Here is a 12,705-nt window from a genome sequence, read left to right as displayed (position 1 = left end):
ATGGCGAATGTGGATGGCAGCTGGAACACGGTCGTGAAGTCGCCGCTCGGTGACCAGGCGGCGGTGTTCACCGTGACCAGCAACGGCGACACCTTCACCGGTACCTTCGCCGGCGCGATGGGCAATGCCGAAGCCAAGGACGGCAAGGTGAACGGCGACACGCTGACCTGGTCGATGGATGTCTCGGTCCCCATGCCGATGACGCTGACCGGCGAGGCGACCGTCGACGGCGACACGATCACCGGTACCGTCACCGCGGGTGCGTTCGGCGCCTTCCCGCTGACCGGCACGCGCGCCTGAGCGCATAGCTTTCGAGCAGATGAAGCGCCCGTCCCGCATCGCGCGGGGCGGGCGTTTTGTTTTCGGGGTTGGTTTCATTCCCTCCCCCCGACCCCTCCCGCAAGCGGAGCGATTGGGGCAAGGGCTATCCACTCATATTCCCCTTCCGCTTGCGGGAGGGGTCAGGGGAGGGGATGGCCCAATCCCGGCCACGGGGAGAAATGGCGTGGGCGCGAGCGTTGCACCGCGCAACGGCTCCGCTATGGGCTGAACCACAATTCACAAAAGGGGATCACATGGCGGGCGGTCTGGTTGCATTGCTGGATGACGTTGCCGCACTCGCCAAGCTGGCGGCGGCTTCGCTCGACGACGTGGCGGGTGCCGCGGGCCGGGCGGGGACCAAGGCGGCGGGCGTGGTGATCGACGATGCCGCGGTCACCCCGCGCTATGTCGTCGGCCTCACGCCGGACCGCGAGCTGCCGATCATCTGGAAGATCACGCTCGGCTCGCTGCGCAACAAGCTGCTCTTCATCCTGCCGGTCGCGCTGCTGCTGAGCGCCTTCGCGTCCTGGGCGGTGACCCCGCTGCTGATGCTGGGCGGCTCCTACCTCTGCTTCGAGGCGGCAGAGAAGATCCTCGAAGCGCTGGCCGGCCATCATGCCGAGGAGGAAGTCGCCGAGATCGACACCCCGGCCGAGCTGGAGAAGCGCCAGGTCGCCGGCGCGGTCCGCACCGATTTCATCCTCTCGGCGGAGATCATGGCGATCGCGCTGGCCGAGCTGCCCGACGCCACGCTCGGCATGCGCGCCGCCGCGCTGGCCGCGGTGGCGGTGGCGATCACCGTCGGCGTCTACGGCGTGGTCGCACTGATCGTGAAGATGGACGATATCGGCCTCCACCTGAGCAAGCGCCCCTCGGCGAGCGCCAAGCGGACCGGCGAGTTCCTGGTCAAGGCGATGCCGGTGCTGCTCCAGGCGCTGTCGCATATCGGCGTGGCGGCGATGGTCTGGGTCGGCGGCGGTATCCTGCTGCACGGGCTGGAGGTGTTCCATTTGGGTGCGATCCCGCACTTCGTCCACCACCTCGCTGAGGTGGCGGGCCATGCCGTGCCCTTCGCCCAGGGTTTCGTGGAGTGGCTGGTCGGCGCGATCGGTGCGGGCATTTGCGGGCTGATCGTCGGTTCGGTGATCGCCGGGGCGCTGCACCTGGTGCCGAGGAAGGCGGCGCACTGAGCTTGCCTCCAACCTCGTCACCCCGGCCTTGTGCCGGGGTCCACCGGGAGGCGAGTCATGGACAAGAGGCTCAACGCGTAGCGCGAGAGGCTTAGTGGACCCCGGCACAAGGCCGGGGTGACGGATTGGAGCGCTGGCCTCAGCCCCGCTTCACCCGCGTGACATGCCCCATCTTGCGCCCCGGCCGGGCATCGCCCTTGCCATAGAGGTGCAGGTGCGTTCCCGGCTCGGCGAGCAGTTCGGCCCAGCGGTCCGCATCCGCGCCGATCAGGTTTTCCATCTCCACCTGGGTGCCGGTCAGCGCCGTCGACCCGAGCGGCAGTCCGCAGATCGCGCGGATATGGTTCTCGAACTGCGAGCATTCCGCGCCTTCGATCGTCCAGTGCCCACTATTGTGCACGCGCGGTGCCATCTCGTTGAACACCGGACCCTCGTCGGTCGCGAAGAACTCCAGCGTCAGCACTCCGACATGGCCGAGCGCCTCGGCCACCCGGCCGGCGAGCGCGGCGGCCTCGGTCCAGTGGCGGGCGATCTCGGCGGGGGCGGGAACGGTCGACTTGTCGAGGATGCCGTCCTTGTGCTCGTTCCAGGGCGGCGGATAGCTCGCAAGGCTGCCATCGACGCCGCGAACCGTGATGATCGAGAATTCGTGGGTGAACGTCACAAAACCTTCGAGGATCGCGGGACGCTCCCCGATCTCCTCCCAGGCCGAAGCTGCCTCGGCCACGTCGCGGATGCGCACCTGGCCCTTGCCGTCATAGCCGAGCCGCAGCGTCTTCAGGATCGACGGCGCGCCGATCTTGGCGATGGCCTCGTCGAGCTGCTCGCGCGTCTCGACCAGCGCCCAGGGCGCGGTGCGGCCTCCCAAGGCTGCTACGAACGCCTTCTCCCGCGCCCGGTCCTGCGCGATCGACAGACTCTGCGCGCCGGGGCGCACCGGCACCTTGTTCGCGAGATGCTCGACCGGCCCGATCGCGATATTCTCGAACTCATAGGTGACCACGTCGCACTGGGCGGCGAGCTCGTCGAGGACGATGCGGCTGTGATAATCGGCACGGGTGTAGCTCGATGCGGTCTGCGCGGCGACGCTCTCCTCGTCGGGCGCCAGCACATGGGTGCGGTAGCCGAGCTGGGCCGCGGCGACGGCGAGCATGCGGCCGAGCTGCCCTCCGCCGAGGATGCCGATCGTCGATCCGGGGGGCAGGATGCCGCTCATTCGGGATCGGTCGCCACGCTCTCGGTCTGCGCCGCGCGCCAGGCCTGGAGCCGCTCGCTCAGCGCTTCGTCCGCCGTCGCCAGGATCGCGGCCGCCAGAAGCCCGGCATTGATCGCGCCGGCCTTGCCGATCGCCAGCGTGCCGACGGGGATGCCGCCGGGCATCTGGGCAATCGAGAGCAGGCTGTCCATGCCCTTCAGCGCCTTGGATTCGACCGGCACGCCGAGCACCGGCAGATGCGTCATCGAAGCGGCCATGCCCGGCAGGTGCGCCGCGCCGCCGGCCCCGGCGATGATCACCTTGAGCCCGCGCTCCGCCGCGCCGGTGGCATAGTCATAGAGGCGCTGCGGGGTGCGGTGCGCGGAGACGACCTTGGTCTCGTGCGCCACGCCGAGCTTTTCGAGGATCTTGGCGGCGTGGTGCATCGTCTCCCAGTCGGAAGTGCTGCCCATGATGATGCCGACCAGAGGTGCCACGTCTTGCCCCATGCTGTTGGAAGCGGGCTGACTAGAGGGAAGGGCGGGAGAGGGCAACACTTCCGTGAGAACAGGAATGATGCAGTTGTCGTGATACCAAAGCGCTCGCGGACGAATGCGCTTGGCGGTCGATCGAGAAGGTAGGTTTGCCATGAGTGCTCTCCAGAAAGTGAGAGACACCCATTGGACGGGTGATTCGATGGGGGTTACCGCCGTCAGTTTAAATGCGGGCTCCCGCCTACTACCGTGGATAGTTCAGCGTTTCCGCTACCGGCAGCCATGTACCTTCTTCCCCTCCACCGGCGGGCAGGGCGCGAAATATTGCCGGTCCAGCGCGATGTCGTGGAGGTAGGATTCGATCCCGCTCTCGCCGATCGCCCATTTGCCGTCGCGGTACATCACCAAGTCGCGCGCGACATGCTCGCGGGCCAGCGCCTCGTTCATGCCGGCGAAGCTGCGGGTGATGCGCGGATCGCGGGCCCAGGCCGGGGCGTCGACGATGCGGAAGCGATAGAGCAGCTGCGGAACGGTATCGCCCGCGTCCCGGGGCTTCATCTTCAGCCCGGTGACCACCCGCCGGCCATAGCAGAGCTCGACCGGCTTCTTGTCCGCCCCGATGTCGCGCAGCTTGAGCTGCGGCCGGGCAAGCGCGGTCGGCGCGTAGCCCATGCCCGCCGGGCGGATCAGCCCGAGCTCGACCAGCGCGGCCACGCCGGGCGGCGGTGCCGCACCCTTGTCGACAGGCATGTCGAGCGGCAGGAAACCGTTCAGCAACCCGGCGCATTGGCGATAGCCGTCCAGCTGTTTCTGGATGGCGGCACGGGCGGAGCCGTCGTCGATCGCGCGCTGCGCATCGGCGAAGGGATCACGCCCGCACCCCATCAGTGCGAGTGCGGCGATCAGGGCCGCGCCGCGCATCTCACCGCTCGTTGAGATAGTAGCGGTCGAGCGCGTTGAGCTGGTCGTCCAGCTCATAGACGATCGGCTGGCCGGTCGGGATCTCCAGGCTGACGATCTCGTCGTCGGGAATGCCCGACAGATGCTTGACCAGCGCGCGCAGCGAATTGCCGTGCGCCGCGATCAGCACGCGCTTGCCGGCCTTTAGCTCCGGCGCGATCGTCTCTTCCCAATAGGGCAGCACGCGCGCGATCGTGTCCTTCAGCGATTCGGTCTGCGGGATCGCCACGCCGTGATAGCGGGTGTCCTTGGCGAGGTCCCAGGGCGAGCCTTCCTCGGGGAGCGGCGGCGGCACGTCGAAGCTGCGGCGCCAGATCTTCACCTGCTCGTCGCCGTGCAGCGCCGCGGTCTCGGCCTTGTTGAGCCCGGTCAGGCCGCCATAATGGCGCTCGTTGAGCTTCCAGCTCTTCTCCTCGGGCAGCCACAGCCGGCCCATCGATTCGAGCGCCAGGTGCAGCGTCTTGATCGCGCGGCTCTGGAAGCTGGTGAAGCACAGGTCGAAGTCGAGCCCCTTGTCCTTCATCAGCGTGCCGGCGTCGCGCGCTTCCTGCACGCCCTGCTCGGTCAGGTCGACGTCCCACCAGCCGGTGAAGCGGTTCTCGAGGTTCCAGGCCGACTGGCCATGGCGGATCAGGACGAGCTTGGGCATGCGAACTCCTTGCAACCGGTTGCGAGCGTCCTTAGCGGCAGGAGCGAGCGGGACAAGGGAGACAGGCGATGGCGATCGTTCGACAGACTCTGGTGTACCAGGGCCCCGGCGGCCCGTTCGAGGGCGTGATCGCCTATGAGGACGAAGTGACCACCGCCCGCCCGGGCGTGCTCGTCCTCCCAAATATCCTCGGCCAGAAGGAGGCGGACAACGTCCATGCCGAGAACCTGGCCAAGCTCGGCTATGTCGCGCTGGCGGCGGACATTTATGGCCAGGGCAAGCGGGTGACCCACGATTCGCCCAACCGCAGCGAATATATGGACGCGCTCAACGCGGATCGCGGCCTGCTGCGCGACCGGCTGGCCGCCGCGCTCGAAGCGCTGGCCGGTTTCGGGCCCGTGGATTCGGCCAGGCTCGCCGCGATCGGCTTCTGCTTCGGCGGCAAATGCGTGCTCGACATGGCACGCAGCGGGTTGCCGATACTCGGCGGGGTGTCGTTCCACGGCGTCTATGACCGGCCGGACTATGCCAATACCGATCCGATTCGGGCCAAGCTGCTGGTCTGCCATGGCTGGGAAGACCCGGTCGCCCCGCCCGAAAAGACCGTGGCGCTGGCGCAGGAGCTGACCGAGTCGGGCGCCGACTGGCAGATCCATGCCTATGGCCATGCCGGCCACGCCTTCACCGATCAGGACCGCAAGACCTCCACCATTCCGGGCGTGGTCTATGAGCCCAAGGCCGATCGCCGCAGCTGGCAGGCGATGACGCATTTCCTCGAAGAGGTCTTCGCCTGAGAGGAGTCCGCGAGTCGCGCGGGATGGTTAACGAAATGTCTCCCGCCCGGCCCCGGATTCATCCGTAAGGTGCGACTACCATAAGGGTTCCCGCCGAATATTCGCCGCCCGAGTCGCCGTTCATAAACCCCTCACGACAGCAGCCGAGCGGCTGCAGAAGCAGGGGATTGCAGACATGTCGAAGACCACGATCGCGCTCGAAGCCGCCGTTGCCATCGTCCTCGAGAACACGCCGAAGGATGTGCCGCAGACCAACCGCCAGCGCGTCACCGTCGATCGTGCCTTCGCCCAGATTCTCAAGCTGATCGCCCCGCGCATCCGCCACTTCGTCCGCCAGTACGGCCTCACCGCCCACTGGGAAGATGCAGAGCAGGTCTGCGCCATCGCGGTCCACCGCGCGATCGAAGGCTATGATCCCACCAAGGCGCAGTTCACTACTTTCGTGAACTGGCAGATCCGCGGCGAGCTGCAGAGCCTGCGCTTCCGTCTGATGACCGACCAGCGCCCGTCGGCGAAGAAGGTCGAGGCGACCACCGTCTCGCTCTCCGCCCTCGCCACCTCGCCCGATGGCGACGAGATCAGCCCCGAGGCGATGATCGAGGACGAATTCGCCCTGGCCCGCACCGAGGCCGCCGCCGCCGACTATCTCGCCGAGGGTGCCGTCTCCGAGCTCATCGACGCCTATGTCGACCAACTCCGCAAGGTCGGCGTCGAGGCGCTGCGCCGCCGTCCCCGCACCAAGAAGGCCGATGCCCCGGTCCGCCGCGAAGGCCCGTTCAAGACGGTCGATCCGGTTGCTCTCGAGCAGCTCGAGGCCAAGCTGGTCCGCGATCGCCGGATCGTCGAGCGCCGCCTGTTCGACAGCGCCACGCTCGACGAGGTCTCGAACGACACCGGCGTGACCAAGGAGCGTATCCGCCAGATCACCAAGCAGGCGACCAAGCTGCTCACCGAGATCGCCGCCGAGACGCCGCGCTTCGAGATGATGGCCGACGATGCCCGCCGCGCGATGCCCCCGGCCCGCCCGCGCCGCAGCATCGCTGCCGCCAAGCAGGTCTCGCTGCTCCCCGATCCCAGCGCGCTCCACAACCGCCTGTCGCACATCGAGGCGATCGAGGCCGAGCGCATGGCCTATATCACCCCGGCCCTGCCGGTCGCCCAGCTGGTGATGCACTGATCCCCTTTCCGCAAGGGAAGGGCTGACACGCGAAATCCTACATTGATTGCAGGCATTCCTGTTCCCCGGCGAAAGCCGGGCCCAGGGTTTCTCTGCCGTCTCGCTTGTGACCCTGGGCCCCGGCTTTCGCCGGGGAACTGAAGGCCCGATAGCGTTATCCCCTAGACCACCCGTGACAGGAACCGGCTGAACGGATCCTCGCGATAGTCGCCGAACGGTCCGCAATCGGTGAAGCCGAATTGGCGGTAGAGCGCATGGGCGGCGTCGAAGGCCTCGCCCGATCCGGTCTCCAGGCTCACTCGCTTGTAGCCCCGCGCCCGCGCCGTGGTGAGGATGTGCCCGACCAGCCTGGCGCCGGTGCCGCGGCGCAGATGCTCCGAGGCGGTGCGCATCGACTTGATCTCGCCATGCTCCGGATCGAGCTGGCGCAGCGCCCCGCAGCCGAGCAGCTCCTCGCCGTCCCACACACTCCAGAAGGTCACGTCGGGCGCGGCCAGGCCGGACAGGTCGAGGAAATGGCAGCTGTCCTTGGGCGAATTGGCCAGCATCCCGGCGAAATGCTGCTCGAGCAGCGACCGGACCCGGGCATCGTCGAGCCCGCCTTCGCGAATTTCGGTCATGAATAGAAGCTCAGCGAGGTCTGTTGCCTGCCCTCGACCTTGCGGCCGAAGATGTCGACCGGAGGCAGATAGGGCTGGCTTTCGAAATACTGGCATGCGGCGATATCGGCCGCGTCGCTGCCCGACGATCCGGTCACGCGGCAGATCGGCTGCTTGCCCTCCACAGGGAAGCGCAGATCGACCCGGACCGTGCCGCTAAGGCCCGGCCGCCGATTGCGTGTCGCCACGACAAAGCCCAGCGGGGTGCCGCGCGCCCGCTTCGGAAGCTCAACGCCGGCCTTTTTGCCCTTCCAGCGCACCAGCAGCGTCATCCTGCCGCTCCGCTCCGCACCGACGGGCCTGAAGCTGGCCGAGGCGAGCGCACGGCAGGTGGCGTCCTCCAGTGCGGTGTCTTTGCGGCCGCCGAGCACGTTGCAGACCAGCTGGTGGCGGCCGTCCGGGCGGAAATTATAGGCGAACAGGCTCACCGCGACATCGCCCTTGCGCGCCGGCGCGGGCGCGAAGCTCGCCCAATCCGGCTCGCGCGTCAGCGACAGGCTCTGGCGGTTCTCGAGCAGCTCGAAACTGGTCCCGCCCTGCCACCCCATCGCGGGCGGTGCGGGGGGCAGCTGCCTGGGCTCGAAGCGCAGGCGCATCGTGATCCGGTCGGCCACCGGCCTGCCGCTGCGGTCGAGCGCGTAGCGGAAGCGTGCGCTGCGCTTGAGCACCGGGCAGATCACGCCGGCAAAGGGCGTGGGGGAGGAGTCGGGCACGCACTCGACCATCGCGCCCGAAGCATCGACACGCACCACCGCGCGCGCCTCGCCCCGTTCCCCGGCGGCGAGCGCGGCGGCGGGATAGTCCGCCGCCGACGCCCAGCTGACGATATCCTGGGGCAGCGCGCCGCGCAGCAGCGCCGGATCGCCGTCCGCCGGCTCGAGGTAGAAGAATATCATCGGCTGATCGCGGACCGGCGCCGCCTGCCCAAGGGCGAGCGCCAGCATCATTGCAACGGACATCGATTCCCCTCCCCGAAATCGCGGCTTTCCTCAGACTTGGTCGATAAATCCTGCCAAAGTCTCAAGACAGCTATGCGCCAGCGTCTTGCAGCGCGCGGGCGACCAGGCGAACTCCGGATCGGCGTTCGCCTCGTGATCCTTGAACGGCATCTCCAGCGTCATCGACACTGCGCCGAAACGCTCGGCGAGCTGGTTGGTCGACATGGACAAATTGGCCTGGCCCGGCGCCGACTTCTCGTAGCCGAGGTCGAGCTGGAAGTCGGGCGTCGCCTTGGCGAGGCGGCGGGCATATTCGTAGAATTTCTCGCCCTGTTCGTCGGTCCAGGAGGGGATGCCCTCGAAGCCGGCGAGGAAGTTGGCCGGGATCGCCTCGTCGCCGTGCACGTCGATCGCGAAGTCGCAACCTGTCTCGTCCATCGCCGCCTTGACGAGGAACACCTCGGGGCTCTTCTCCATCGTCGGCGCATGCCATTCGCGGTTGAGGTTGATGCCCGCGGCGTTGGTGCGCAGGTGTCCGCGGCGTGAGCCGTCCGGGTTCATGTTCGGCACGATGTGGAACACGGCCTTTTCGCGCAGGGCGAGCGCGGTCTGGTTGGTCGGATCGGTGAGGAACTCGAGGGCGCCTTCGGCCCACCACTCGGCCATGCTCTCGCCCGGATGCTGGCGGGCATAGATCCACACGGTCTTGGGGCCGGTGCCGAGCGTCAGCAGGTCCATCGGCTGGCCGTCGAGCGTCTTGCCGAGCTCGCGGTGCGACACGCCGGGCATCAGTGCCATGCGGCTGACCAGGTCGTGGTGGCGCTCCATCGAGTAGGGCGCGAAATAGGCGAACCACACCAGGTCGGTGTCGATCGTCTTGGTGAAGGTGAGGACGCCGTCGGCATAGGACGAATCGGCGGTGCGCCACGCCTCGCGGTCGGTCGACCAGCGCGCCTTGTAGCCCGGCCAGCCGAACGCATAGGCCGCCCCGCCCGCGTTGAGCAGGCGGAAGGTGAGCGTACGCCCCTTCGCGCCCGCCACGCGGAAATGGAACCACTGGTAGAAGTCGGACAGGTGATCGGTGACGATCTCGAGGTCGACGCGGTCGCCCTCGATGCCGACGAGGCGGATGTTGCCGGAGTCGAAGCCGGAATTGATCTGGATGGTCATTTCACCGTGATAGTGATGCCGGACTCGCCGGGGAAGTCCTTGAACAGCGCCTTGGCCATGCGCGCGGCGGCGACGGACGGCTGATCGGGATCCGTGCCGCTCACGCTGCCGCTCTGGGCGCGGCCTTCCCATACGGTGGTGTTGTCGCTGCGGCGGCGCAGCTGCACCCACAGTTCGGTCTGGTAGAGCTCGCGCACCTTGCCGCCGATGCCGAAGCCGACATCGCCGCCGACGCCCACGCCGCCGCGGCGCCCGCCGCTGAAGCTGCCCCCGCCGACGCCGATGGTCACGGGCGGCGGCTCCTTGAAGGCGCCCTTGCTGGTCCGGCGGAAGGCGACCGCGGCGATATAGCCCGAAGGCGTGCTGCTAGTGGACTGGACATAGCCCAGCCGCTCCAGCTCGGCGCGCACCGCGTCCGAATAGGCCTGGTATTCGGGCCCGAACGAATCGGTGTTGGCCATCGGCTCCACCGCCACCGTGGTGCGCTCCATCGGATTGCCCAGATGGTAGCGGGTCACGTCGATCGGCTGGGGGCGGTAGGTGGGCGCGCAGGCCCCCAGTGCTACGAGCAGGGCGATGCTGAGCGGCTTCTTCACGCGGGCGTACTCCTGTTTCGCGAACGGAACGTCTCCCGTTTGCCCTCCAACACGGATCAGGTCGAGTCGGTTCCGCACCGCGACAGGGCGACTCCTGCCTTGACTTGGCGGGGATCGGTCACTAGGCGAGCCCCTCTTTCCGGCATTCCATAATTGAGAAGCGAATCGGTCATGAAGATCGTGAATTCATTGAAGTCGCTCAAGGATCGGCATCGCGACAACCGCGTGATCCGTCGTCGTGGGCGCATCTACGTCATCAACAAGACCCAGAAGCGGTTCAAGGCCCGCCAGGGCTGATCCTGCGCGTGGAGGCGCCGGCTGCCGTCATCTTCGACGTCGGCAACGTCCTCTACGACTGGAATCCGCGGTACTTGTACGAGCGCCTGATCGGTGACGATCGGGCGCTCGACGCGTTTCTAGGTAACGTCGCCACCAAGGCGTGGCATTTCCAGCACGATGCTGGCCGCCCCTTTGCCGAGACCTCGGCGGAGCTGGCCGCCGCGCACCCCGAGTTCGCCGAGATGATCGCGCTCTGGGGTCCGCGATTCGACGAACAGATCCCGCATGCGCTGCCGGGCATGACGGAGCTGGTCGCGGAGCTCGACGAATCGGGCGTGCCGCTGTTCGCGATCACCAATTTCTCGGGCGAGTTCTGGCCGCAATTCCGCAACCGCGAATCGGCCTTGTTCGATCGCTTCCAGGATATCGTCGTCTCGGGCGACGAGAAGCTGGTGAAGCCCGATCCCGCAATCTACGCGCTGGCGCTCGCCCGATTCGGGCTGGAGGGGCCGGACGCGGTGTTCGTCGACGATCGCGAGGACAATGTCGCCGCGGCGAACGACGCGGGGCTGCGCGGGCTGCTTTTCACCGATGCCGACAGGCTGCGCGCGGATATGCAGGCGCTGGGGCTGCTTTAAACCCCTGTCGTCATCCCCGCGAAAGCGGGGACCCATCTCCCGGACTATCCTCAAGCACAACCGCCATATTCGCGGCGCGCGCTCGAGATGGGCCCCGCTTTCGCGGGGATGACACAGTGGAAATCAGATCGCGTCCGGGCCTTCCTTGCCCGGGTGGTTCTTCAGTTCGTCGCCGACCAGGGTCACCACGTGCAGCACGTTGGTCGATCCCGGCGTCTTGAACGGCACGCCGGCGCACAGCACGACGCGGTCGCCCGCCGCGGCGATATGGTGGCGCAGCGCCATCCGCTTCGATTTGGCGACCATCTCCTCGAACGAATCGACGTCGCGGGTGTGCACCGCGTGCACGCCCCAGAGCAGGCCGAGCCGGCGGGCGGTGTCGATATGCGGGGTCAGCACCAGGATCGGCACGGGCGGGCGCTCGCGGGCGATGCGGCGCGCGGTCGAGCCCGAGGTGGTGAAGCAGGTGATGCCCGAAGCCGAGACGGTGCGCGCGATGTTCTTCGCCGCTTCGGCCAGCGCGTCCGCCGTGGTGGGATCGGGGCGCAGCACGGTGAAGTGGACGCGGTCGCCATGCGCCGGATCGCGCTCCACCGCATCGGCGATCGAATTCATCATCGCCACCGATTCGACCGGCCACTTGCCCGCGGCGCTCTCGGCCGAGAGCATGATCGCGTCGGCGCCGTCATAGACCGCGGTCGCGACGTCCGAGACCTCGGCGCGCGTCGGCGACGGCGATTCGATCATCGATTCGAGCATCTGCGTCGCAACGATCACCGGGCGGCCCATGCGGCGCGCGGTCTCGACGATGCGCTTCTGCATCGGCGGCACGGTCTGCGGCGGCAGTTCGACGCCCAGGTCGCCGCGGGCGACCATCACGCCGTCGCACTGCTCGACGATCTCGTCGAGGCGGGCGATGGCCGAGGGCTTCTCGATCTTGGCGAGCAGGGCCGCCTTGCCGCCGATCAGGCGACGGGCTTCCATCAGGTCCTCGGGGCGCTGGACGAAGCTGAGCGCGATCCAGTCGGCGCCCTGCTCGACCGCGAAGGCGAGGTCGCTGCGGTCCTTCTCGGTGAGGGCGGCGAGCGGCAGCACCATGTCGGGCACGTTCAGGCCCTTGTTGTTCGACAGCGCGCCGCCGACCTCGACGATCGTGGTCAGCCGGTCGGGCGCGACCGAGAGGACGCGCAGCACCAGCTTGCCGTCGTCGAGCAGCAGCCGGGCATTCTCGTGCGCCGCCTCGAAGATCTCGCGGTGCGGCAGCTCGACGCGAGTCGCGTCGCCCGGCGTCTTGTCGCGGTCGAGGATGAACTCGTGGCCGGTGACCAGCTGGACCTTGCCGTCGGCGAACTTGCCGACGCGCAGCTTCGGGCCCTGAAGGTCGGCCAGGATCGTGGTCGGGCGGCCGTACTTCTTCTCCAGGCCTCGGATCGCCGCGAACAGCGGCACCTTCGATGCCTGGTCGCCATGGCTCATGTTGATGCGGAACGCGTCGGCGCCGGCCTCGAACAGCTTCGCGATCATCTCGGGCGTCGCGCTGGCGGGGCCGAGCGTGGCGAGGATGCGGACCTTGCGCGTGCGGGGGCTGATTGCCTTTGTCATCGTTGTCATATCCTCGGCTTGTGCCCGGCTGGCTCTAGCCTCA

General features: G+C 67.7%; 15 protein-coding genes. 6 read left to right on the top strand and 9 right to left on the bottom strand.

Translation table 11 applies throughout. From position 1 onward, the window contains the following. Window positions 1–300, top strand: a complete 300-nt coding sequence (locus J2W22_RS00955) for a hypothetical protein (protein ID WP_307116398.1) — start codon at window positions 1–3, stop codon at window positions 298–300. Window positions 301–575: 275 nt separating this feature from the next. Continuing rightward, window positions 576–1,511 carry a DUF808 domain-containing protein gene (locus J2W22_RS00950; RefSeq protein WP_307116397.1) on the top strand — a complete coding sequence of 312 codons (936 nt, stop codon included), beginning with the start codon at window positions 576–578 and terminating at the stop codon, window positions 1,509–1,511. 139 nt (window positions 1,512–1,650) lie between these two features. Here the strand turns inward: J2W22_RS00950 and J2W22_RS00945 are convergent, their stop codons facing one another. The 4 genes from J2W22_RS00945 to gpmA all read right to left on the bottom strand — a co-directional run bounded on the left by J2W22_RS00945 (window position 1,651) and on the right by gpmA (window position 4,809). Then, window positions 1,651–2,727, bottom strand: coding sequence for a 5-(carboxyamino)imidazole ribonucleotide synthase (locus J2W22_RS00945; protein ID WP_307116396.1), 1,077 nt, complete (start codon window positions 2,725–2,727; stop codon window positions 1,651–1,653). Next, complete coding sequence (gene purE / locus J2W22_RS00940; RefSeq protein ID WP_307116395.1) at window positions 2,724–3,215, bottom strand: 5-(carboxyamino)imidazole ribonucleotide mutase; 492 nt, start codon at window positions 3,213–3,215, stop codon at window positions 2,724–2,726. Before purE ends, J2W22_RS00945 begins: the two co-directional genes overlap by 4 nt. Before the next feature lie 255 nt (window positions 3,216–3,470). After that, window positions 3,471–4,121 carry a hypothetical protein gene (locus J2W22_RS00935; protein WP_307116394.1) on the bottom strand — a complete coding sequence of 217 codons (651 nt, stop codon included), beginning with the start codon at window positions 4,119–4,121 and terminating at the stop codon, window positions 3,471–3,473. A 1-nt stretch (window position 4,122) separates the two neighbouring features. Beyond that, window positions 4,123–4,809: a 2,3-diphosphoglycerate-dependent phosphoglycerate mutase gene (gene gpmA / locus J2W22_RS00930; RefSeq protein WP_307116393.1), complete on the bottom strand. Its 687-nt coding sequence runs from the start codon at window positions 4,807–4,809 to the stop codon at window positions 4,123–4,125. Between the two features lie 68 nt (window positions 4,810–4,877). Here gpmA and J2W22_RS00925 point away from each other — a divergent pair, with 68 nt between their 5' ends. Both J2W22_RS00925 and J2W22_RS00920 read left to right on the top strand, forming a co-directional pair. After that, window positions 4,878–5,603 (top strand): dienelactone hydrolase family protein, encoded by a 726-nt coding sequence (locus J2W22_RS00925; RefSeq protein WP_307116392.1) that lies wholly within the window; start codon window positions 4,878–4,880, stop codon window positions 5,601–5,603. Between the two features lie 175 nt (window positions 5,604–5,778). After that, complete coding sequence (locus tag J2W22_RS00920; protein WP_307116391.1) at window positions 5,779–6,780, top strand: sigma-70 family RNA polymerase sigma factor; 1,002 nt, start codon at window positions 5,779–5,781, stop codon at window positions 6,778–6,780. A 161-nt stretch (window positions 6,781–6,941) separates the two neighbouring features. Here the strand turns inward: J2W22_RS00920 and J2W22_RS00915 are convergent, their stop codons facing one another. The 4 genes from J2W22_RS00915 to J2W22_RS00900 are packed head-to-tail and all read right to left on the bottom strand — an operon-like array spanning window position 6,942 to window position 10,143. Further along, window positions 6,942–7,400, bottom strand: a complete 459-nt coding sequence (locus J2W22_RS00915; RefSeq protein WP_307116390.1) for a GNAT family N-acetyltransferase — start codon at window positions 7,398–7,400, stop codon at window positions 6,942–6,944. Then, window positions 7,397–8,398: a hypothetical protein gene (locus J2W22_RS00910; RefSeq protein WP_307116389.1), complete on the bottom strand. Its 1,002-nt coding sequence runs from the start codon at window positions 8,396–8,398 to the stop codon at window positions 7,397–7,399. Before J2W22_RS00910 ends, J2W22_RS00915 begins: the two co-directional genes overlap by 4 nt. Window positions 8,399–8,428: 30 nt before the next feature. Next, complete coding sequence (locus tag J2W22_RS00905; protein WP_307116388.1) at window positions 8,429–9,547, bottom strand: M14 family metallopeptidase; 1,119 nt, start codon at window positions 9,545–9,547, stop codon at window positions 8,429–8,431. After that, complete coding sequence (locus J2W22_RS00900; RefSeq protein WP_307116387.1) at window positions 9,544–10,143, bottom strand: DUF4136 domain-containing protein; 600 nt, start codon at window positions 10,141–10,143, stop codon at window positions 9,544–9,546. Before J2W22_RS00900 ends, J2W22_RS00905 begins: the two co-directional genes overlap by 4 nt. 171 nt (window positions 10,144–10,314) lie before the next feature. Here J2W22_RS00900 and ykgO point away from each other — a divergent pair, with 171 nt between their 5' ends. Together ykgO and J2W22_RS00890 are read left to right on the top strand one after the other, a co-directional pair. Further along, entirely contained in the window at window positions 10,315–10,440 is a 126-nt protein-coding gene (ykgO, locus tag J2W22_RS00895; RefSeq protein WP_086130464.1) for a type B 50S ribosomal protein L36, read from the top strand. Between the two features lie 8 nt (window positions 10,441–10,448). Beyond that, entirely contained in the window at window positions 10,449–11,060 is a 612-nt protein-coding gene (locus J2W22_RS00890; RefSeq protein ID WP_307116386.1) for an HAD family hydrolase, read from the top strand. Window positions 11,061–11,183: 123 nt separating this feature from the next. Here J2W22_RS00890 and pyk read toward each other — a convergent pair whose 3' ends face one another. Then, on the bottom strand, window positions 11,184–12,662 hold the full coding sequence (gene pyk / locus J2W22_RS00885) for a pyruvate kinase (RefSeq protein ID WP_307116385.1): 1,479 nt from the start codon (window positions 12,660–12,662) through the stop codon (window positions 11,184–11,186). Between the last annotated feature and the right edge of the window lie 43 nt (window positions 12,663–12,705).

Source organism: Sphingomonas kyeonggiensis, assembly GCF_030812785.1.
Classification (GTDB): domain Bacteria; phylum Pseudomonadota; class Alphaproteobacteria; order Sphingomonadales; family Sphingomonadaceae; genus Sphingomonas; species Sphingomonas kyeonggiensis_B.
This window is presented reverse-complemented; position numbering and strand designations above follow the sequence as displayed.